At 62.7% G+C, this 20,514-nt stretch carries 16 protein-coding genes and 1 tRNA gene; 9 read left to right on the top strand and 8 right to left on the bottom strand.

The features are described 5' to 3' along the window. Window positions 1-2: 2 nt before the first annotated feature. Window positions 3-563 (bottom strand): DUF2087 domain-containing protein, encoded by a 561-nt coding sequence (locus RTCK_RS15235; protein WP_142593398.1) that lies wholly within the window; start codon window positions 561-563, stop codon window positions 3-5. 200 nt (window positions 564-763) lie between these two features. Next, window positions 764-1,717 carry a LysR family transcriptional regulator gene (locus tag RTCK_RS15240; protein WP_142593399.1) on the bottom strand — a complete coding sequence of 318 codons (954 nt, stop codon included), beginning with the start codon at window positions 1,715-1,717 and terminating at the stop codon, window positions 764-766. Window positions 1,718-1,861: 144 nt separating this feature from the next. Between RTCK_RS15240 and RTCK_RS15245 the strand changes: the two genes are divergently transcribed. After that, on the top strand, window positions 1,862-2,473 hold the full coding sequence (locus RTCK_RS15245) for an FMN-dependent NADH-azoreductase (protein WP_142593400.1): 612 nt from the start codon (window positions 1,862-1,864) through the stop codon (window positions 2,471-2,473). Between the two features lie 24 nt (window positions 2,474-2,497). Here the strand turns inward: RTCK_RS15245 and amt are convergent, their stop codons facing one another. From amt to ilvA, 3 genes are all read right to left on the bottom strand, one after another. Then, complete coding sequence (gene amt / locus RTCK_RS15250) at window positions 2,498-5,719, bottom strand: ammonium transporter (RefSeq protein WP_142593401.1); 3,222 nt, start codon at window positions 5,717-5,719, stop codon at window positions 2,498-2,500. A gap of 130 nt (window positions 5,720-5,849) precedes the next feature. Then, entirely contained in the window at window positions 5,850-6,170 is a 321-nt protein-coding gene (locus tag RTCK_RS15255) for an HlyU family transcriptional regulator (RefSeq protein WP_142593402.1), read from the bottom strand. 84 nt (window positions 6,171-6,254) lie between these two features. Then, window positions 6,255-7,505, bottom strand: coding sequence for a threonine ammonia-lyase (ilvA, locus tag RTCK_RS15260; protein ID WP_142593403.1), 1,251 nt, complete (start codon window positions 7,503-7,505; stop codon window positions 6,255-6,257). 103 nt (window positions 7,506-7,608) lie between these two features. On the opposite strand from ilvA, the gene RTCK_RS15265 reads away from it, so the two are divergent. Then, window positions 7,609-9,063, top strand: coding sequence for a TrkH family potassium uptake protein (locus tag RTCK_RS15265; protein WP_185928024.1), 1,455 nt, complete (start codon window positions 7,609-7,611; stop codon window positions 9,061-9,063). Window positions 9,064-9,135: 72 nt separating this feature from the next. Further along, window positions 9,136-9,220 (top strand) — tRNA-Leu (locus RTCK_RS15270). A gap of 22 nt (window positions 9,221-9,242) precedes the next feature. Here the strand turns inward: RTCK_RS15270 and RTCK_RS15275 are convergent. Together RTCK_RS15275 and wrbA are read right to left on the bottom strand one after the other, a co-directional pair. After that, a complete protein-coding gene (locus RTCK_RS15275) occupies window positions 9,243-9,563 on the bottom strand; it encodes a hypothetical protein (protein ID WP_142593404.1) in 321 nt (106 codons plus the stop codon). A gap of 568 nt (window positions 9,564-10,131) precedes the next feature. Then, window positions 10,132-10,731: an NAD(P)H:quinone oxidoreductase type IV gene (gene wrbA, locus RTCK_RS15280; protein WP_142520856.1), complete on the bottom strand. Its 600-nt coding sequence runs from the start codon at window positions 10,729-10,731 to the stop codon at window positions 10,132-10,134. Window positions 10,732-10,956: 225 nt separating this feature from the next. Between wrbA and RTCK_RS15285 the strand changes: the two genes are divergently transcribed. The 6 genes from RTCK_RS15285 (at window position 10,957) to RTCK_RS15310 (ending at window position 19,504) form a co-directional block, all read left to right on the top strand. Continuing rightward, a complete protein-coding gene (locus RTCK_RS15285) occupies window positions 10,957-11,742 on the top strand; it encodes a competence/damage-inducible protein A (protein WP_142520857.1) in 786 nt (261 codons plus the stop codon). A 99-nt stretch (window positions 11,743-11,841) separates the two neighbouring features. Beyond that, complete coding sequence (locus tag RTCK_RS15290) at window positions 11,842-12,678, top strand: universal stress protein (protein WP_142593405.1); 837 nt, start codon at window positions 11,842-11,844, stop codon at window positions 12,676-12,678. Window positions 12,679-12,754: 76 nt separating this feature from the next. Next, the gene (gpt, locus tag RTCK_RS15295) at window positions 12,755-13,252 is read left to right on the top strand and encodes a xanthine phosphoribosyltransferase (protein ID WP_142593406.1); all 498 of its coding nucleotides are present in this window, start codon (window positions 12,755-12,757) and stop codon (window positions 13,250-13,252) included. An 81-nt stretch (window positions 13,253-13,333) separates the two neighbouring features. Further along, on the top strand, window positions 13,334-14,113 hold the full coding sequence (locus RTCK_RS15300) for a ZIP family metal transporter (RefSeq protein ID WP_142593407.1): 780 nt from the start codon (window positions 13,334-13,336) through the stop codon (window positions 14,111-14,113). Between the two features lie 578 nt (window positions 14,114-14,691). After that, on the top strand, window positions 14,692-18,504 hold the full coding sequence (locus RTCK_RS15305; RefSeq protein ID WP_142593408.1) for a vitamin B12-dependent ribonucleotide reductase: 3,813 nt from the start codon (window positions 14,692-14,694) through the stop codon (window positions 18,502-18,504). A gap of 85 nt (window positions 18,505-18,589) precedes the next feature. Beyond that, entirely contained in the window at window positions 18,590-19,504 is a 915-nt protein-coding gene (locus tag RTCK_RS15310; protein ID WP_142593409.1) for a restriction endonuclease, read from the top strand. A 264-nt stretch (window positions 19,505-19,768) separates the two neighbouring features. Here the strand turns inward: RTCK_RS15310 and RTCK_RS15315 are convergent, their stop codons facing one another. Then, window positions 19,769-20,125: an endonuclease domain-containing protein gene (locus tag RTCK_RS15315; protein ID WP_142593410.1), complete on the bottom strand. Its 357-nt coding sequence runs from the start codon at window positions 20,123-20,125 to the stop codon at window positions 19,769-19,771. Window positions 20,126-20,514 lie beyond the last annotated feature (389 nt).

Below are 20,514 nucleotides of genomic sequence, written 5' to 3' on the forward strand. Positions count from 1 at the left end.
CCTCAGACCGCCTTCTGCCGGTCTTCCTTGAGGAGCCGCAGCAACAGCCCAAGTTCCGGCGGCGGCTCCCGCTCCACCCTGTGATAGTCGCTGCCGTCGCGGTTGCGCCTCATCAAAGAAAGGTCGACCAGGTCGCGGCGCAGCAGCGCGGGATCCTGAAACAGGTGAAGCGTGTTGAGAAACACACCCATTTCGCGTTCGGAAAAGTGCTGCCCCGCCGGAATTTTCGACCACAGGAACCAGAGGCACAATTCCTGCTGGGAACGCTTGCCGGGCCAGCGAAGGATGCGGCCCTCGGCATCGAATACACGAAGGGTCCTTTTCACCCGTGCCTCGTCCGCCGCAGGAGGGGCGTCGTCCTCCAGACGCCATTCCTGAAGCGTCTCCGCGGTCTTGAGGGTGGAGCGAAAGTGCTGGAAGTTGCGATATCCGCCGGCGCGGCTCAGGAGATTGAGCATCTCCACGTGGCTCGGCTTGTGGTCAAGCCTGCCGATCTGCTCACGCAGCGCGCGCGCAAAGGCCGAAATATCGGCGACTTCCATCGGAAAGATGGTTCTGGTCATCTCTTATCCTCGATGCGCCGTTCCGCTTGGGGATGTCACTGGTCGCCGTCTTGTCGACTTCGGCACGGGATAAGTGCTGATGATCTTGAACGATGCAGGTTTAGCTTCCCTTCAAGGGACGGCGACGCCTCGGTGAACTGCTGACCGTGCCCCATGTTTAATGTCGGTGGCGCCATCCGTCAATCAGCTGGGCATGCTGCTCACTCTGCTGCCGGTAGCTTTCCCATCGCCACCAGGTTCGGCACCTCATCCCGCCCCGGGCAGTTCGACAGCCGCCCCTGGAAGGCCTGGATCAGCCAGGCGGCCGCTGGGCCCGGCGGGTTGGAAACCCGACGCAGCGCGTAGATCGGATATTCTCCTTGTTCATAGGCATCGATCTGCAGCGCCACCAGTCGGCCGGCATGAAGGTCTTCCCGTACCAGCGACGCCGGCAGGCCACCCCATCCAAGTCCGCCTCGAATGAGCTGATGCTTGGTGGCGATGTCGCTCACCCGCCAGGTCTTGTAGGACAGGACGTTGAAATCGCGGCCCTTGGTGAGACCCGATGCATCGGTCACCACGAGCTGCGTTTCCTCCCGTACGTCGTTCAGCGTCAGCGGCCGGCCGAGTTGACCGAGCGGATGGTCGGCCGCCGCCACCGGAACCATGAAGGAGTGTCCGATCTTCTCCGCGATGATCGTGTCGTCCGGCTTGAGCAGCGCTCCGCCGAGGCCGATCCCCGCGCGGCCGGCGGAGACCATGTCCATGACCATACCGAGCTCTCCGACATTGAGGCTCAGCGCCACCATCGGGAAACGCCGGCCGAACTCGCGCAACACGCCCACCATTGCATCGGATGGCACCATGACGCTGATGGCGATGGACAGCTCCGGTTCAAGCCCCTGCTTCATGCTCTTTGCCCGCGCCCGCATCACCTGCAGGTCGGCGACGATCCGCCGGGCGTCAGGCAGCATGGCGCGGCCCGCTTCCGTCAGCCGCGGCTGGCGGCCGCTGCGCTCGAAGAGTGACACTTCGAGCTGCGCCTCCAGGTTGCCGATCGTGTAGCTGATCACCGATTGCGCCCGATTGAGCCTGCGTGCCGCAGCCGAAAAGCTTCCCGTTTCGGCGACGGCGAGAAAGACCTGCAATTGGTCAAGCGTGGGGTTGGCTTCCATTCCACGTATCCAATTGGTCGATAGATGGCTTCGATATTATTCCGGTTCAATCGATGGATGTCCATACCTATCTCTGAGCGGACAGCGAGATCCACCTCGCCGATGACCTCCCAAGCCGAAGCCAAGATACCAAGGAAGAGTGCCATGTCGTCCATCCTCCTCGTCACCTCGAGCCCCCGCGGCGAAACCTCCCGCTCCACCAAGGTTGCGCGCGAATTGGCGGATGCCCTTGCCGCCGGCGGCAAGGCGGTCGTCCGTCGCGACCTCGGCGCCAATCCCCTGCCGCACATCGATGCGGTCTTTACCTCCGCCATCCGCAAGCCCGTCGAAAGCCGTTCGGAAGCCGAAGCCGCTGCCGCCGTCCTGTCGGATGTGCTCGTCGATGAACTGCTGGCCGCCGACACCGTCGTGATCGCCACCGGCCTCATCAACTTCAACATCTATTCCACGTTGAAGAGCTGGATCGATCATGTCGCCCGCTCCGGCAAGACCTTCCGCTACACGCAGAACGGTCCGGAAGGACTTGCCACGGGCAAGAAGGTCTATCTCGTGGTCGCCTCCGACGGCATCTACTCGCAGGGTCCGGCGACTGCGATGAACCATGCCATCCCCTACCTCAGGACGATACTGGCCTTCCTGGGCATGACGGATGTCGAAGTCGTGCAGGTAGAAGGTCTCGCTTTCGGCGAGGAAGCCGTCGACAAAGCGATGGCGGATGTCCAGGAACGCATCAGCGAACTCGCCCGCGCCGCCTGACGCTTGCGGATCGGAGCGGCCGGCTCAGCCGGCCGCCTCGGCCACGTCGCGAACACCATCCGAGGCGCGTCTGTCCGAGGCCGAGGCTGACCCGGCAGCCGACGGATAACGTGGCATATTGACCAGTTGTACGGCGAGTGCGGCGGAAACCTCCCGCTGCAAATCTGCCACCGGCTTCGGCCTTCCGAGCAGGTATCCCTGAAGCTCGTCACATCCGGCCTGCGCCAGGAAGAGCGCCTCCTCGATCGTTTCGACCCCTTCCGCGACGATCTTCATACCGAGGCCGGTACCGAGACTGATGATCGTGCGGACGATGACGGGAGCATTCTCCGCCTGTCCGAGGTTGTTGACGAAGCTCCGGTCGATCTTGATCGTATCGAAGGGATAGCGGTTCAGGTAGCTGAGGGAGGAGTAGCCGGTACCGAAATCGTCGAGCGCAATGCTGAAACCCAGGCCTTTCAGCTCATTCAGGACCAACACCGCACGCTGATCGTCGTCGATCAGGACACTTTCCGTGATCTCAAGCTCGATCCGCCCCGGCTGCACGCCGGTGCGCGCCAGCAAGGCCCTCAGCTTCGGAAGGAACTCGGGATGCCGGAACTGAAGGGGGCTCACATTGACGCTGATGTGCCCGTCGATGCGGTCTAGCAGACGGCAGGCCTGTTCCAACACCCATTCCCCAAGGGGGATGATTTGTCCCGATGCCTCGGCTACAGGTATGAAATCGGCGGGGCTTACCATGCCTCGCTCCGGATGATGCCAGCGCAACAGAGCTTCATATCCGCTGATCGCCGCCGTAGCGGCATCCACCCTCGGCTGCAGAAACAGTTCGAACTGGCCCTGCTCCAGCGCATCCGACAAATCGGCCTCCAGCTGGCGCCGCCGTTCCAGCATGTCGTTCATTCCGGACCGGAAGATGACGCTGCAGTTGCGGCCCGAGGACTTGGCGTGGTGGAGCGCGACATCTCCGCAACGCATCAGGACGTCCACGTCCTGCGCATGTTCGGGGCACAGGGCGCCACCGATGCTGACGGTAACCGTCAGCATGTCGTTCATCATGATATCGACCGGCTGACGCATGGTGCCGATCACCGAGCGCGCGAAGAGTTCCAGTTCCGCCTCGCTGCGGATCGTCGGCAGGACGATGGCAAACTCGTCGCCGGCGAGCCGCGCTACCAGCCCGTCGTCGCCTGCGGCCGCCGACAACCGCCGCGCGACTTCGGCGATCACCACGTCGCCGGCATTGTGCCCGTAGATGTCGTTGATGCTCTTGAACCGGTCGATGTCCACGAGCAGAAGCGCGAACGCCTCCCCCTGGCCGGCCAGTTCCACCAGCCGCGACAACTGTTCCGCAAAGAGCGAGCGGTTCGGCAGGCCGGTCTGCGGGTCGTGGAGGGCGAGATGACGGATCCGCTGCTCGGCATGTCTGCGCTCGCGCAGATCGACCAGACAGGTGATCCGCGCTTTCCTGCCCCGATAGATGATGTCGCGACCCCGCGCCTCCACGGGTATTTCTTCGCCGCTGGCAAGCCTGACGATGATCTCGTGGCTGCTGTTGTCGTTCATCTCGACCATTTCCCGGACGCGCGCATTCTCGCCGTCGTGGAGGAAGTCGAAGATGGAGCGGCCGATCAGCTGATCGAGAGGAAGGCCGATCAGCGTCGCAAGCTGTTCATTTCCGTCGATGAGCACGCCGTCGCGGTGGACGAGGATCGCTTCGAAGGTTGCGTTTGCCAGTGCCGCGACCCTTTCCGCCTCCTCGTGATCCCGCTTCAGATGCAGCAGTTCGGCCCGGCTGCGCTCCTCCGCCTCCATATTGTCCATCAGCCGGTTGAAGAGGCCGGTCAGTTGCTCCGCCTCATCTCCCGGGACCACCGGCAGCCGCTGATCGAGATTTGCGGTACCGTCCACCAGCCGGGCCAGCGCGCCTTCGACATGCCCCACACCCAGTCGCGTGCCGTGCTCCGTGATGTTCAGGCCGTCCTCCTCACCCTGGCCGGAAATCCGGATGGTCATCGTCCTGCCCAGGATCCAGAAGAAGGCGTAGCCCAGACCGAACGACCAATAGAAATTGATGCCGATCCCGACCAGTTGGACATGAAGCTGCGCCAGCCGTCCCCCGGCCGGCAGTTCGCCGAGTGGCGCGAGAAGCGCGACGAGAAGGGTTCCGGCCACTCCGGCGAACGCATGGACGCCGACCGCACCCACCGCGTCGTCGAGCCGGAACCTGTGCGCCAGCATCGAATTGCCGTAGATCGCCACCGCACCACCGATCGCTCCGACAAGCAGTGCGCTCCGCGGATCGAAGAGATGGCAGCCGGCAGTCACGGCGACAAGCCCGCCGAGCATGCCGCAATTCGACTTCTCGGGCAGGATCACGCCGTCCTGGTAATAGCCGATGACATAGCCGACACAGGTTCCCATGCCGCCCGCAAGGATCGTGTTGAGGAGGATGGCCGGTACCGCCTCGCTCGCCGCAAGCGTGGAGCCGCCGTTGAAGCCGATCCAGCCGATGAACAGCAAGAGGGCGCCGGTTGTGGAAAGCACCGGACTGTGGCCGGCGATCCGCACAGGCGTACCATTGGCATTGAACCGTCCCAGGCGCGGCCCGATGACCAGGCATGCCGCAAGCGCCATCCAGCCGCCTGTGGAATGAACGACTGTAGAGCCGGCAAAATCGACGAAACCCATCTCCGCCAGGTATGCGGAGGAGTTGTGAAACAGGGCAGATCCCCAGGCCCAGTGGACGAAGACGGGATAGATGAAGCCGGACAAGACCAGCGAGCCGAAGACATAGGCCGAAAGCTTCATGCGTTCCGCGACGGCGCCGGAGACGACCGTGGCGGCCGTACCGCAGAACATCACCTGGAACACGAAGAAGGCCGCCTGGTCTGCCGTCAATCCGTGCAGGAAGTAGAGGTCGCCGTCGTAGCCGAAGGGTAGACCTCCCGACCGGCCGAAGGCGAACATGAACCCGACGGCGGCGAAGGCGATCACCCCGAACACGAAGTCAAGCAGGTTCTTCTGGGCGACATTGATGGAATTCTTGGACCGCACCATGCCGGCTTCGAGCAGCAGAAACCCGACCTGCATCAGCATCACCAACCCTGCCGCAAAGAGTATCCAGACGACATCCAGGGAATGCAGGGAGAGGCTCCCATCGTCCGCCGACGCAGGATCGGCACAGACAGCGAACAGAAGAAACGAGCACGTCAATCGATAAAGAAAATGTCTACCTGGCGTCATCAAGCAGAACCAAAAATAAGAATTGCAGTAAGATACAGCTCTATCTACCGCTGATGCTTTAATTTTTGGTTTGGCAATAACCCCAAAATCGGGGGGAGAAATCCTGGATGCCGAATGCCCCTGAATGGGCTCAGGCGTTGCGGGACTTCTCACCGTCAGAAAACAGCGACGGGCCGTTCTGGTCGATGATCTGCCGGGCCTTGCGGAAGGTGCAATCCACCGCCTCCTCCATGGAGGTGAAGACGTCGGCCCGGATGAAGTTCCGGACGAACACCTCCCCGCCCACATCCTTTTCTATGCGTCCGGCCAGCCGAAACTGGCTTCCCTCGCGGATCGGGGAAGCGTGGATCACGCAGTCCCCATGCACCTGCGGTTCCGCGGTGACTGCCGGGGCGTCCGCCTTGGCGGAGCCGGAAAAGAGCGAAAGAATGCCGGAAAGAAACGAAGCCATGGCCGATGCCTAGCACAAACGACCGGCGCCCGGAAGCCACTGCGGACCGGGAAGGCGGACCCGGCGACGAGGGTCCGGCCGCTCTCAGATGATGAGGTTTGCCAGGATCTCGTTCTCGGTGATGTCCTGGTAGCCGAGATCCGCCGCCTCGAAACGCTGAAGAAGCCCCTTGAAATTCTCCGGGTCCTTCGTCTCGATGCCGATCAGGATGGAGCCGAAATTGCGGGCGGACTTCTTGAGGTATTCGAACCGGGCGATATCGTCCTCCGGCCCGAGCAGATTGAGGAAATCCCTCAGCGCGCCGGGACGCTGGGCCAGACGGAGGATGAAGTATTTCTTCAGGCCGGCATGGCGCATGGCCCGTTCCTTGACATCCGGCAGACGCTCGAAATCGAAGTTGCCGCCGGTGACGACGGCGACCACCGTCTTGCCTTTCAGCCCGTCGGCGCCGAGCATTTCCAGGGCGGTCAGCGAGAGGGCACCCGCAGGCTCCAGCACCAGCCCCTCGATGTTCAGCATCTCGGTGATCGTCACGCAGATGGCGTTCTCCGGCGCCAGCAGGACCTGGTCCGGGCGGAAGCGCTTCAGCGCCTCGAAGTTCAGGTCTCCGATACGCGCGACCGCGGCGCCGTCCACGAAATTGTCGACCTTCGGCAACCGCACCGGCCGGCCCTCCTCAAGGCTGCGTCTGAGGCTGGGGGCGCCCTGCGGCTCGACCAGGACGAATCCTTCGTCAGGGACCGGATCGCCCAGATAGCCGGTGACGCCCGCGGCAAGCCCGCCTCCACCGACCGGCACGATCACCATGTCGGGCCGGACGCCCTCCGGAAGCTGCTCCATGATCTCGGCCGCAACGGTCGCCTGCCCCTCTATGATGTCGGGGTGATCGAAAGGCGGCACCATCACCCCGCCGGTTTCCTCGACATAGGCGTGGGCGGCGGAATAGCACTGGTCGAAGATGTCGCCGATCAGCCGGATGGTGATGAACTCGCCGCCGAACATGCGGGTCTTGTCGATCTTCTGCTGCGGCGTCGTCACAGGCATGAAGATGATCCCCGGCACCTGGAAATGACGGCAGACGAAGGCAAATCCCTGGGCGTGGTTGCCCGCGGAGGCGCAGACGAAGGTCCTTCCCCTCGCACCCCCTGCCATGGCCTTGCGGAAGAAGTTGAAGGCACCCCTGATCTTGTAGGATCTGACGGGGGACAGGTCCTCCCGCTTCAGCCAGATATCGGCGCCATAACGGCGGCTGAGATGTTCGTTCAGTTGCAGCGGAGTTTCCGGGAAGATTTCCCGCAATGCCGTTTTCGCCTCTTCCACAGCCTCTTTCGTCACGACCGCTCCGTAGATTGAATTTCGCCTGGGGTCCCGCTATGCCATAGCCAGCCGGGAGAGACAAAACCATCTTTCGGAAGCGCCGTGAAACCGGGACAAGAAATTGAACGCCAGTCTCCTCCGCCCGGCCATCTACATCGCGGCTCTGTGCGGCCTCTATCTGGCAACCGCCATGTTCCTGCCGGCGATGGTCGATCTCTACTACGGCCACAAGGACTGGCAGGTCTTCGCGTTGTCCGGCTTCATGGTCGGCGGCCTGTCCCTGATGACGGCGCTCGCCACCCGCGGCCCGCCGCCGGCGTTCAACAAGCGCCTGGGTTTCCTGCTCGTCAACCTCCTCTGGGGCGTTTTCTCGCTCGTCGGCGCCATTCCGCTGTTCCTCGCCGAGCACGAACTGAGCTTCGCGCAGGCCCTGTTCGAGTCGGTCTCGGGAATCACCACGACCGGATCGACCGTGATCGCCGGTCTCGATACCCTGCCGCGCGGGCTGCTTCTGTGGCGCTCGCTGCTCTGCTGGCTCGGCGGCATCGGGATCGTCGCGCTGGGCATCTTCATCCTTCCGTTCCTGAAGGTCGGCGGCATGTCGGTCTTCAAGCTCGAATCGTCAGATACCAACGACAAGCCCTTCGCCCGCCTTGCCAGCTTTACGCGGGCCTTCCTGGCCATCTATGTGCTGCTGACGCTCGTCTGCATGATCGCTTACGACCTCGCGGGAATGAGCCACTTCGATGCGCTCAATCACGCCATGTCGACCGTGGCGACGGCGGGCTTTTCCACCCGGGACGCCTCGTTCGCCTATTTCGACAGCGAAGCGATCCTCGTCATCGGCACCATTTTCCTGACGATCGGCAGCCTGCCCTTTTCCGTCCTCATCATCCTGGCGGTGCGGCGGCGCCTGAACACGCTGCGCGAGCCACAGATTCTCGTGTTTCTCGGCTATCTCTGCGCATTCTCGATCATGCTGGCCGTCTATCACCACCTGCGCAACGACGTTGGCCTGGGGACCGCCCTCATCCATTCCTTCTTCAACATCGCGTCCATCCTGTCGACGGGCGGGTTCGCCAGCGACGACTACACGCTCTGGGGGCCCTTCGCGGTGGTGCTTGCCTTCTTCGCCACAGCCATCGGCGGATGCTCGGGATCGACGGCCGGCGGCATCAAGACCTACCGTTTCGTAATCATCTTCAACATCATCCGCAGCGGGCTGAAGCGCCTGATCTATCCCAACGCGATTTACCCCGTCCGCTACGGCAACATCACGGTGGACGCGGACGCCCAGCGCGGCGTCTTTCTCTTCGTCAGCCTCTTCCTGACGCTGTGGGTGCTCGGCAGCATGACCATGGCGGCCATGGGCTACGACTTCCTCACCGCCGTATCGGCGGCCCTCACCTGCCTCGCCAATGTGGGGCCGGGCGTGGGGCCGGTCATCGGCCCCGTGGGGAACTTCTCGACGATCAGCGACCCGGCCCTCTACCTGCTGTCGCTCCTGATGCTGCTCGGGCGCCTCGAAATTCTTACCGTCCTTGTCCTTCTGACCCCGGTGTTCTGGCGACAGTAGGCCACCGTCCGGACTTTCAGCCGCGGCGCCCCTTCCCTTTCAGCCGCCGCAGCTTTAAGGAAGCCACTCGTTGCGGACGTGGCGAAACTGGTAGACGCAAGGGACTTAAAATCCCTCGACCTCGGTCATACGGGTTCGACCCCCGTCGTCCGCACCAGCACCTGAAGAATGCGACCCCCTCAGCAGTTGTCGAGTTCACCGGTCGCGCCGGCGGAGCCGGAGGCGCCGATGCCGGCAACGCCCGAACTGCCTGCCGTCCCGGTTCCCTGCATTGAGGTGTCGGCGCCGCAGTTGTCCACACTGCCGCTGGCGCCAGCGCCGGCGCTGGCGCCGGTACTGTTCGTCGTCTGGTCGTCCACTCCCGGCAAGCCGGTCACTGCGCCCGAGGCATCCGTGGTACCGGCAGCGCCGCCCTGGAAGCTTCCGCTGGCTCCATTCTGCGCGGAAGCCGCCGTCGCCAGACCGAGCGAAAGGACAAGGGCACCCAGCATTCTCTTCATCGCACATCTCCTCCTGAGACTCGCTTCGCCTGCAACCGTGCAGGTGGGGAAATGTTCCTCGGGTGGTTGAAGCCCGCGGGAGGAGATTTCTTGCCAGGCGTACCGAAAATGTTCCAACTGCACTCGCACGCCGATGGGACGCATGCGATGGACGGGGCGCCCGATTGAGAAAGCCGGGCTTTTCCCCTTATTGCCCTGCCCCGCGGCGGGGCTTTTTTTTGGAACCATCGCCGATTTGCTCCGCTCCGGGACGGAGCCTCAGGGCGATTATCAACCGATCAACCACGCTTCCCGAAACGCGTCGACAGACGCTCCCGACGCGCCATCTAGCAAGGGCCGCGTCCCCATCATCGCGGCCGGGAGCCTCGGACGCCCCCAGCCCCCCAACCGAGGCTCCCGTCAGCTTGCAGCAAGCCTCGCAGGATAATCCGTTTCCTGCCGGTCCGCCCGGCATTCGGAGGAAGCCGGCTGCCCCGCCCGGCTTGCCGGCTTCCTTCTCATCATCCTGCGGAAACGGAAAAGGCGCAGTCTCGCAACTGCGCCTCGGTCTGCTAGAAGCGGCTCCCCGTCAGCCCGCAAGTTTGGCGGCGAGCTTAGCGACAAAGCTGCCCTGATAGCGGGCGCCGTCCAGTTCGACTGCGGAGGGCTGGCGCGAGCCGTCGCCATCCGTGATCGTGCTGGCGCCGTAGGGCGAGCCGCCCTTGACTTCCTCCACGCCTGACTGCCCCTGGAAGGCGTAGGGGAGACCGGCTACCGCCATGCCGTGATGCAGGAAGGTCGGAATGAAGCTCAGGATCGTCGATTCCTGCCCGCCATGCTGCGTGGCGGTGGACGTGAAGGCGGATCCCAGCTTGCCGACCAGCTTGCCCTCGGCCCAGAGGCCACCGGTCTGGTCCCAGAAGTTGCGCATCTGCGAGGCGACGGTCCCAAAACGCGTGCCGGCCCCCACGATGATGGCATCGTATTCGGCCAGTTCCGCAACGGTCGCGACCGGGGCTTCCTGGTCGAGCTTGTAGTGCGACGCCTTGGCAACCTCTTCCGGCACCAGTTCCGGAACGCGTTTGATCACGACCTCGGCACCGACAGAGCGCGCTCCTTCCGCAACAGCCTTGGCCATCGTCTCGATGTGTCCGTAAGCGGAATAGTAAAGAACCAGTACCTTTGCCATGCTGTCGTCTCCATCGTTGTCGGTTAAACGGGTTGCATGACTGATCTAGACCTCCGGCGGCCTAACTGCAGCCCCTGCATCGGTCGACGCACTGTTCGCTATATGGAGACGAACCGGCTGCGTCCCATTCCGTTCCGTGAACGGTCCTCCAAATTGCCTCCTTCATCCGCTTTGCATTTCGTCGTAGGAGACGGTTGCTACCGCCTGATCCCTGGGAACCGCTTCATGGCACAGTCCGCCCCGCATACCGCCGTCGTCACCGCCGCCATGCTCGCCATCGGCGACGAGCTCCTTTCGGGCCGCACCAAGGACAAGAACATCGGTCATCTCGCCGATGTCCTGACGCTCGCGGGGATCGACCTGAAGGAAGTGCGGATCGTCGCCGATGAGGAGGACGCGATCATCGAGGCGTTGAACGCCCTTCGCCAGCGCTACGACTACGTCTTCACCTCAGGCGGCATCGGGCCGACCCATGACGACATCACCGCGGATGCCATTTCCAAGGCCTTCGGTCTCGCCTGCGTCCACGATGCCGAGGCGATGCGGCTGCTTGGCGAAATGTATGCCCGCAGGGAAATGGAGTTCACAGAGGCGCGGCAGCGGATGGCGCGGATGCCCCAAGGGGCCCGGCACATCGCCAATCCGGTATCGACGGCCCCCGGCTTCATCGTCGGCAACGTCTACGTGATGGCGGGCGTGCCTCAGGTCTTCCAGGCCATGCTGGACAATGTGCTGCCGGAACTGCGGACCGGTTCGCGGATGCTGTCGCGCGCGCTGGCCTGCCCGTTCGGAGAGGGCGACATCGGCACACCCTTGGCCGCGATCCAGAAGGCGCATCCGTCGACGAGCATCGGCTCCTATCCGAAATATGATGGAATGCGGTTCTCGACCGAAATCGTGGTCCGCGCCCGCAATGAAGCAGACCTGGCCGCCGCGGCGTCGGACGTGGAGCAGATGATCCTTTCGCTTGGGGAAAGCCGGCCGCCCCCGATCTTCACTGCGGAAGCCTGAGTGCTCCGTCCTGTTCCAAGGTTGACCAACATCAAGGAAAGCCGCAGGCTAGGTGACAAGACTGGTTCCACACCGTGAGCATCAGCAAGGGGACCCACCATGAGCTACAAGACCATTCTCGCCGTTCTCGACACGCCGAGCCACGCGCATCACATCACGGAGTACGCGCTGGCCCTTGCCCGGCAGTTCGACGCGCATGTCGTGGGCGTCCACGCCGAGACCCTGGCAGCGGTCCCGCTGATCGCGCCCATGGAGATCCCCGATCCGGCCGCCATCGAGGCACTGCAGCAGGCCGCGCGCCGCGAGACGGCGGAAGTCGAGAAGGTCTTCCGCGAGCGCATCGCCCGTGAAGGACAGTCTGCCGAGTGGCGCAGCTTCGTCTCCTCGGCCGGCTACGGCGCTGCTACCGTGATGGAAGCGGTGCGGGCGGCCGACCTCATCGTCGCCAGCCAGGGCGACCCGGCCAACGACAACCGTTCGGAACTGGAGAACCTGCTGTTCGACAGCGGCCGGCCGGTGCTTCTCGTCCCCTATGTCATGAAGGCTCCGCGCGCCATCCGCAGCGTCATGATTGCCTGGAACGGATCGCGGGAAGCCTCCCGCGCGGCCTTCGATGCCCTGCCCTTCCTCAAGGCGGCCGAGAGCGTCGAGATCTTCTGCGTCGATGCACCGGAGCGGCCGAATCAGGTGAAGGATTTCGTGGGCGTCGAGCTGGCGGCGGCGCTTGCCCGTCACGGGGTCAACGTGACGCTGACGACCCAGGAAAGCGGCGGTCTTTCTGCCGCCGCCGCCATCGAAAACCGTCTCGCCGACAACAGCGTCGACCTGCTCGTCATGGGCGCCTACGGGACTTCGCGCTGGTGGGAGATGCTGTTCGGCGGCGTGACCCGCAGCCTGCTGGAATCGATGACGGCACTTTCGCTGATGTCGCGCTGAGCGCACGCTTGCGTTCGACGCCGTAGTCCGGCTAATAGCGGGGGCACTTCATGTGCTCTCGCTAATGGCTCCTTCCATGTCTCTTCCCGAAAAAGCCTTTCCCGTTTCCTGGGACCAGTTCCACCGCGACGCCAGGGCGCTCGCCTGGCGTCTTGCCGGCCTCGGCCAGCCGTTCCGTGCCATCGTCTGCATCACCCGCGGCGGTCTCGTACCGGCGGCCATCATCTCCCGCGAGCTCAACATCCGGCTCATCGAGACGGTCTGCATCGCCTCCTACCACGACTATACGAGCCAGGGTGAAATGAACCTGCTCAAGGGCATCACTGCCGATCTCACCACCGACAGCGGCGAAGGCGTGCTGGTCGTGGACGACCTGACCGATACCGGCAAAACCGCATCGGAAGTGCGCGAGATGCTGCCGAAGGCGCATTTCGCCTGCGTCTACGCCAAGCCCAAGGGCGTTCCGACCGTGGATACCTTCGTGACGGAAGTCAGCCAGGATACCTGGATCTACTTCCCCTGGGACATGGGCTTCACCTATCAGGAGCCGATCGCCAAGGGCCAGAAGAGCTGACATCGACCCTACCTGGCGAAACCATCGCGGCTTGATCGCGTTAGGGCGGCACGCGGCATCCCGCCGCCGTGGGTGTTCTCCGTGCAGGGGTCTTTCCTATCCGTCTTCGCCATCGCGCTCGTGGCCGGCCTTGCCTCGCCGGCCGGCGGTGCGCTCGCCATCTGGCTGCGCCCCTCCACGCTGCTCCTCTCCGTCTCCGTCGGGCTCGCCGCCGGCGTGCTGATCGGAACCTTCGCCTTCGAAATGATGCCGAAAGCCTTGGAGGTGTCCTCGCTGCCGGTCGCCTCCTTCGGCTTCGCTCTTGGCTTTGCTCTGATCTACGGGCTCGATTTCTACGTCAACCGCGGCATGATGGCCGGGCCGGAGGCGCAGCAGCGCGAAAGCGTCGAGCAGGCGCTGAAGCGCAAGCGGCCGCGCAGCAGCAACGCCGCCGTGCTTGCGGGCGGCACCAGCAGCGAGGAACTCGTCGAGGGAGTCGCGATCGGCGTCGGTGCGGCTGCCGATCCGAGCGTGGCCCTCATCGTGGGACTGGCGATCTGCGTCGACAATATCAGCGAGGCGATGAGTATCGGCCAACTGATGCTGAGCGAGGGGAAGGAGGGCGTCCGCCGGCGGATCCTCGGCTGGACATCCCTGATCGGCGCCTCCCTGTTCATCTCTGCCATGGTCGGGTGGTTTCTCCTTCGGGGACTGCCGGAAGCGGTGCAGGGCTTCCTCTTCGCGCTCGGCGCCGGCGGAATGTTCTACCTGACCGTGACCGACGTCATTCCGGAGGCGGAAGCGCGGCAGTTTCAGCAGTCGTCGGCGATCGCCACCGGCATCGGCTTCCTGCTGGTCATGGTCTTGTCGGAACTCACGTGAAGACCCTGTTGCATGCCGGATACGCCTGCGACCCGTTGCGACGGAGCGACAGCTCTCCGATGGGCCTAGAAACCTGTAAAACCCCGAGCCACTCCCGGATCAACCGGCACGGCAGCGTGCAAGTTCCTGACTTTCCTTACAGATTCTTCTGTCCCCGTTTTCCACAGGATGCCGACACAATATCTTGTGGTTAAAAATGTATGGCGATCTATGCCTTGACGAATCTGCCGAGCGGGAGGAAATTGCCTTCATGTTGCGGCGGCGACTGGACCGGATGTAACGAGGGCCGGTTCTTTCATCGAGTTTCAGCGGAATGACAATGGCGGACCCGGCTATGAGGGGCGGTTCGCCGAGCAGATTTCCGTGCCCGTTCGATGCCTGCCGAAACATGCGATGGGGACTGGTGAAAACCACGTGTTAGTACTATATTTAGTATTGCAGCCCACCCTCATCACAATATACAGGTCGGTATCCCAGTGATTCACCTGGATGATGAAGTTTCCCCGGCTGCCCATGATGGCGAGCAGCCGGACCGAATATCCGTGCCCTGACGGGCCAGCAGACGAGGGACAAAGGCAATGCGCATCGAACGTCGTTTCACCACGCCCGAGACAGGCGCCTATGGCGGGATCGAGTTCCGCAAGGCGGTCAGCGAGATCCGCAATCCGGACGGCTCCATCGTCTTCCGGCTCGCCGATATCGACGTGCCGGCGCAGTTTTCCCAGGTCGCGACCGACGTTCTGGCGCAGAAGTATTTCCGCAAGGCGGGCGTGCCGAAGATCCTCAAGAAGGTGGAAGAGAACGACGTCCCTTCGTTCCTGTGGCGGTCCGTCCCCGACCTCGATGCTCTGAAGGCCTTGCCGAAGGAAGAGCAGTACGGCTCCGAAACCGATGCGCGCCAGGTCTTCGACCGCCTTGCCGGCACCTGGACCTACTGGGGCTGGAAGGGCAAGTATTTCTCGTCGGAAGAAGACGCCCTCGCCTTCCGCGACGAACTCGCCTACATGCTCGCCACCCAGCGGGTCGCCCCGAACTCGCCGCAGTGGTTCAACACCGGCCTGCACTGGGCCTACGGCATCGACGGCCCCGGCCAGGGCCATTTCTATGTCGATCCCTTCACCGGCAAGCTCACCAAGTCAAAGTCGGCCTACGAGCACCCGCAGCCGCATGCCTGCTTCATCCAGTCGGTCGAGGATGACCTCGTCAACGAGGGCGGCATCATGGACCTGTGGGTGCGTGAAGCCCGCCTCTTCAAGTACGGCTCCGGCACCGGCTCCAACTTCTCCTACCTGCGCGGCGAAGGCGAGAAGCTTTCCGGCGGCGGTCGCTCCTCCGGCCTGATGAGCTTCCTCAAGATCGGCGACCGCGCCGCCGGCGCCATCAAGTCCGGCGGCACGACGCGACGCGCCGCCAAGATGGTCGTGGTGGACATCGATCATCCGGATATCGAGGAATACATCAACTGGAAGGTTCGCGAGGAGCAGAAGGTCGCAGCCCTCGTCACCGGCTCCAAGATCGTCGCCAGGCACCTGAAGGCGATCATGAAGGCCTGCGTCAACTGCGAAGGCAGTGACGACGACTGCTTCGACCCCAACAAGAACCCGGCGCTGAAGCGCGAGATCCGCGCCGCCAAGCGCGACCAGGTTCCGGAAAACTACGTCAACCGCGTCATCCAGTTCGCCCGCCAGGGCTACAAGGATCTCGAGTTCAAGACCTATGACACCGACTGGGATTCGGAAGCCTATCTGACCGTCTCCGGCCAGAACTCCAACAATTCCGTCTCGCTGAAGGACGACTTCCTGCGCGCCGTGGAGAACGACGGCGACTGGAACCTGACCGCCCGCAAGGACGGCCGGGTGATGAAGACGCTGAAGGCGCGCGACCTCTGGGAGCAGATCTCCTACGCCGCCTGGGCGTCGGCCGATCCTGGCCTGCACTTCAACACGACGATGAACGACTGGCACACCTGCCCGGCGGCAGGCCCGATCCGCGCGTCCAATCCGTGCTCGGAATACATGTTCCTCGACGACACGGCCTGTAACCTCGCCTCGCTGAACCTCCTGCAGTTCAAGGACAAGGCAACCAAGCGCATCAACATCGCCGACTACGAGCATGCCGTGCGCCTGTGGACCGTCGTCCTGGAAATCTCCGTGATGATGGCGCAGTTCCCGTCGCGCCAGATCGCCGAACTCTCCTACGAATACCGCACGCTCGGCCTCGGCTATGCGAATATCGGCGGCCTCCTGATGTCCTCCGGCATCCCCTATGACTCGGCAGAGGGCCGCGCCATCGCCGGTTCGCTGACTGCGATCATGACCGGTATCGCCTATGCGACCTCCGCAGAGATCGCCTCCGAACTCGGCCCCTTCCCGGGCTTTGCGCCGAACCGCGACAACATGCTGCGCGTCATCCGCAACCACCGCCGCGCCGCCCATGGCGAGACGGCGGGCTACGAGGCGCTGTCGGTCGATCCGGTCGCTCTCATCCACGCGGAGAACCCAGACCAGGATCTCGTCGCCCATGCCAAGGCCGCCTGGGACAAGGCGCTGGAACTCGGCGAGAAGCACGGCTACCGCAACGCCCAGACCACCGTCATCGCGCCGACCGGCACGATCGGCCTCGTCATGGATTGCGACACCACCGGCATCGAACCGGACTTCGCGCTGGTGAAGTTCAAGAAGCTCGCCGGCGGCGGCTATTTCAAGATCATCAACGGCGCCGTTCCGGAGGCGCTGCGCACCCTCGGCTATTCGGAAAGCCAGATTGCCGAGATCGAGGCCTATGCCGTCGGCCACGGCAATCTCAACCAGGCGCCCGGCATCAACCCCGGCTCGCTCAAGGCCAAGGGCTTCACGGACGAGAAGATCGAGGCTGTCAACGGCGCGCTGAAGTCGGCCTTCGACATCAAGTTCGTCTTCAACCAGTGGACGCTCGGCGCCGATTTCCTGAAGGACACGCTGAAGGTTTCCGACGAGCAGCTCGCCGACATGAGCTTCAACCTGCTCGAACATATCGGCTTCTCGAAGAAGGACATCGAGGCCGCCAACATCCATGTCTGCGGTGCGATGACGCTGGAGGGTGCGCCCTTCCTGAAGGCCGAGCACCTGCCGGTCTTCGATTGCGCCAATCCCTGCGGCAAGATCGGCAAGCGCTACCTGTCGGTCGAAAGCCATATCCGCATGATGGCGGCCGCCCAGCCCTTCATCTCGGGTGCCATTTCCAAGACGATCAACATGCCGAACGAGGCGACGGTCGAGGATTGCGGCAATGCTTACATGCTGTCCTGGAAGCTGGCCCTGAAGGCCAACGCGCTTTATCGCGACGGCTCCAAGCTCTCGCAGCCGCTCAATGCCTCGCTGATCGACGACGAGGATGCCGAGGAGGCGATCGAGGACCTGATCCAGCAGCCGGTCGCCGCCCAGGCGGTCACCATCACGGAGAAGATCGTCGAGCGCGTCGTCGAGCGTGTCACCCGCGAGCGCGAAAAGCTGCCGAACCGCCGTCCGGGCTATACCCAGAAGGCCAATATCGGCGGGCACAAGGTCTATCTGCGCACCGGTGAATTCGGTGACGGACGCCTTGGCGAGATCTTCATCGACATGCACAAGGAAGGTGCTGCCTTCCGCGCGATGATGAACAATTTCGCCATCGCGATCTCGCTCGGCCTGCAATATGGCGTGCCGCTGGAAGAATATGTGGAGGCCTTCACCTTCACCAAGTTCGAGCCGGCGGGCGTGGTGATCGGCAATGACGCGATCAAGAACGCCACGTCGATCCTCGACTACGTGTTCCGCGAACTTGCCGTCTCCTATCTCGGCCGCCATGATCTGGCCCATGTCGACACGTCCGACTTCTCCAACACCGCGCTCGGCAAGGGGATTTCGGAAGGCAAGACCAACCTGATCTCCACCGGCTGGACACGTGGCTACAAGCCGACCCTTATCCAGGGCGGCCAGTCGAGCTCTTCGGACGCCAAGGGATCGGCCACCGCCGCCCCGGCCAAGGCCTCCGCGAACGTGACCTCCTTTGCCGGCTCCGCCGCCCGCAAGCTGGAACCGACGGTTGCTGCCTCCACCTCCGAAATCGTCGCCTTCAAGCGCGATTACGAGGAGCGGGCACGAGAACTGGCCGAGGAGATCGCCGAGGAAGTCCTGGAAGAGATCGCCACCGAGGAACAGCAGGCGGCAACCGCCCTCTTCTCCGACAAGGCCGCCGCCGACGCCGCTGCCGCCAAGACGGAGGCCAAGAAGGTGGAAAACGAACGCCGCATGCGCTCGATCGCCCAGGGCTACACCGGCAACATGTGCTCCGAGTGCCAGAATTTCACGATGGTGCGGAATGGGACATGCGAGAAGTGTGACACGTGCGGGGCGACCAGCGGGTGCAGCTAAGCAATGTTAGTGGCGAGTCTCCGGTAAAGATTGAAAGGGCGCGCTTTGCGCCCTTTTCGATTATACTATCCCTTGTGAGGACGCGATGAATAGAACGTTCTTCATCGAAGAAAGTGGCCTTCCTGACCTTTCCCAGTTGATGCTTGCAACTATCAATGCACTCCGAGCTCTAGGTGGCTCTGCTGCCATTGACGAGCTTAATGATGCTATTACCGAGAGAGAAGGAGTAACAGAGGTAGAACAGAGCTACCTCATGCCCAATGGCAGGGATCAAAGGCTTGCCTACTATCTCGCTTGGGCAAGGACGTTCCTTAAACGTGGTGGAGCCTTGGAGAACTCGGCTCGGGGTGTATGGAGCCTGACCGAGGCTGGGTACGCGATCACCGACAAAGTTCAAACCATCGCTATATACAACAAGGTCAACGAGGAAGAACGCGAACGCGCTAAAATCCGACGGCAGAAACAGCGGTCGTCGAGCCAGGAAGCAGTCGTATCCAGCGACATCAATTCCGACGAATTTAACGATGATACGGTCGCTACAAGTGACTGGAAGCAGAACCTCATTGAGTGTCTACTTCAGATAGCTCCCTCAGCATTCGAACGTTTAGCTCAGCGGCTGCTCCGCGAAGCCGGTTTTGTCAAAGTGGAAGTCCGTGGGAAGTCGGGAGACGGTGGTATCGATGGAGTTGGAGTGCTGCGGGTTAATCTCGTTTCATTCCAGATTTATTTCCAATGTAAGCGTTGGCAGGGGAGTGTCGGCGCTCGCGAGATCAGAGACTTTCGTGGCGCTCTCCAAGGAAGAGCGGATAAAGGACTTTTCATCACTACTGGTACATTCACGAGCCAAGCTTCGGATGAAGCCACACGCGACGGCGCCATTGCAATCGACCTGATCGACGGCGACCGGCTATGTGACCTCCTCAAGCAGTTCGAGTTAGGCGTGCAAACTACACTGGTAGAAACCGTTAAAGTGAACAGCGACTGGTTCGGGAGCATTTAGGACGGCTTTGCACTGGAACGTCATCCGAAGCTAGTGGCCGATATTTCCATCGGAGGCGAGCGGTGCGGCACTCTGCTCTCCCTCTCCCCTTGTGGGAGAGGTTACAAAATCACGATCTTAGCTTCAGCTAAGTCGTAGATTTTGTTGGTGAGGGGGTCGGACGGCGAGCACAACAACAGCCCCCTCACCTGCAATTTCTAGCACTTAGCTGACGCTAAGATGCTGAAATTGGCATCCTCTCCCACAAGGGGAGAGGATAAGGTCTCACGAGCCGCCATCCCGCAGCTCCGCCAGGATCCGCAGGCACACGGCGTTGATGTTCTCCTCCACCTCCTCGTTCCAAAAGCGCAGCACCCGAAACCCTTGGGACCGGAAGAAGGCGTCGCGTACTCCGTCCGCCCGGCTCTCCGCATGCTGCCAGCCGTCCATCTCGACGATCAGCCGGCGCTCGAAGCAGACGAAATCGAGTATGTAGTGTGCGAGCGGAACTTGCCGGCGAAACTTGGCACCTTCCAGCCGCCGGTCGCGTAGCGCCTCCCACAGCATGTCCTCCGCCCGCGTCGGATCTCTCCGCATGTCGCGGGCGCGGCCTCGGTTGATCGGCGGCGGCTGGTGGCGCATCGCACTCCCCCCAAAGACGAGAAGAGCCTAGCATGATCCCCCTCACCTGCAATTTCTAGCACTTAGCTGAAGCTAAGATGCTGAAATTGACATCCTCTCCCACAAGGGGAGAGGAGCCGGTGCGGCACCTTCGACGCTCGTCCTCTCCCCTTGTGGGAGAGGATAGTTCGCCCCAAGAGGCGAAGCCGATTGGCGAGGCGAACTTGGTGCGGGGGACGTTTCCACTCACCTCCATCAACAACATCAACAGGTTATCGAAAACTGCATCCCCATTCATCCCCGTCCCGCAAACCTCACCACATACTTCCCCCGTCCCGCCGCGGATACACCAGGAGGCGTCCTGGCGAGGCGGGGCCGGCGCTGGTGGTGAAGGGACGACGTGAACCTTC

The organism is Pseudorhizobium endolithicum (assembly GCF_902153245.2).
Classification (GTDB): Bacteria; Pseudomonadota; Alphaproteobacteria; order Rhizobiales; family Rhizobiaceae; genus Neorhizobium; species Neorhizobium endolithicum.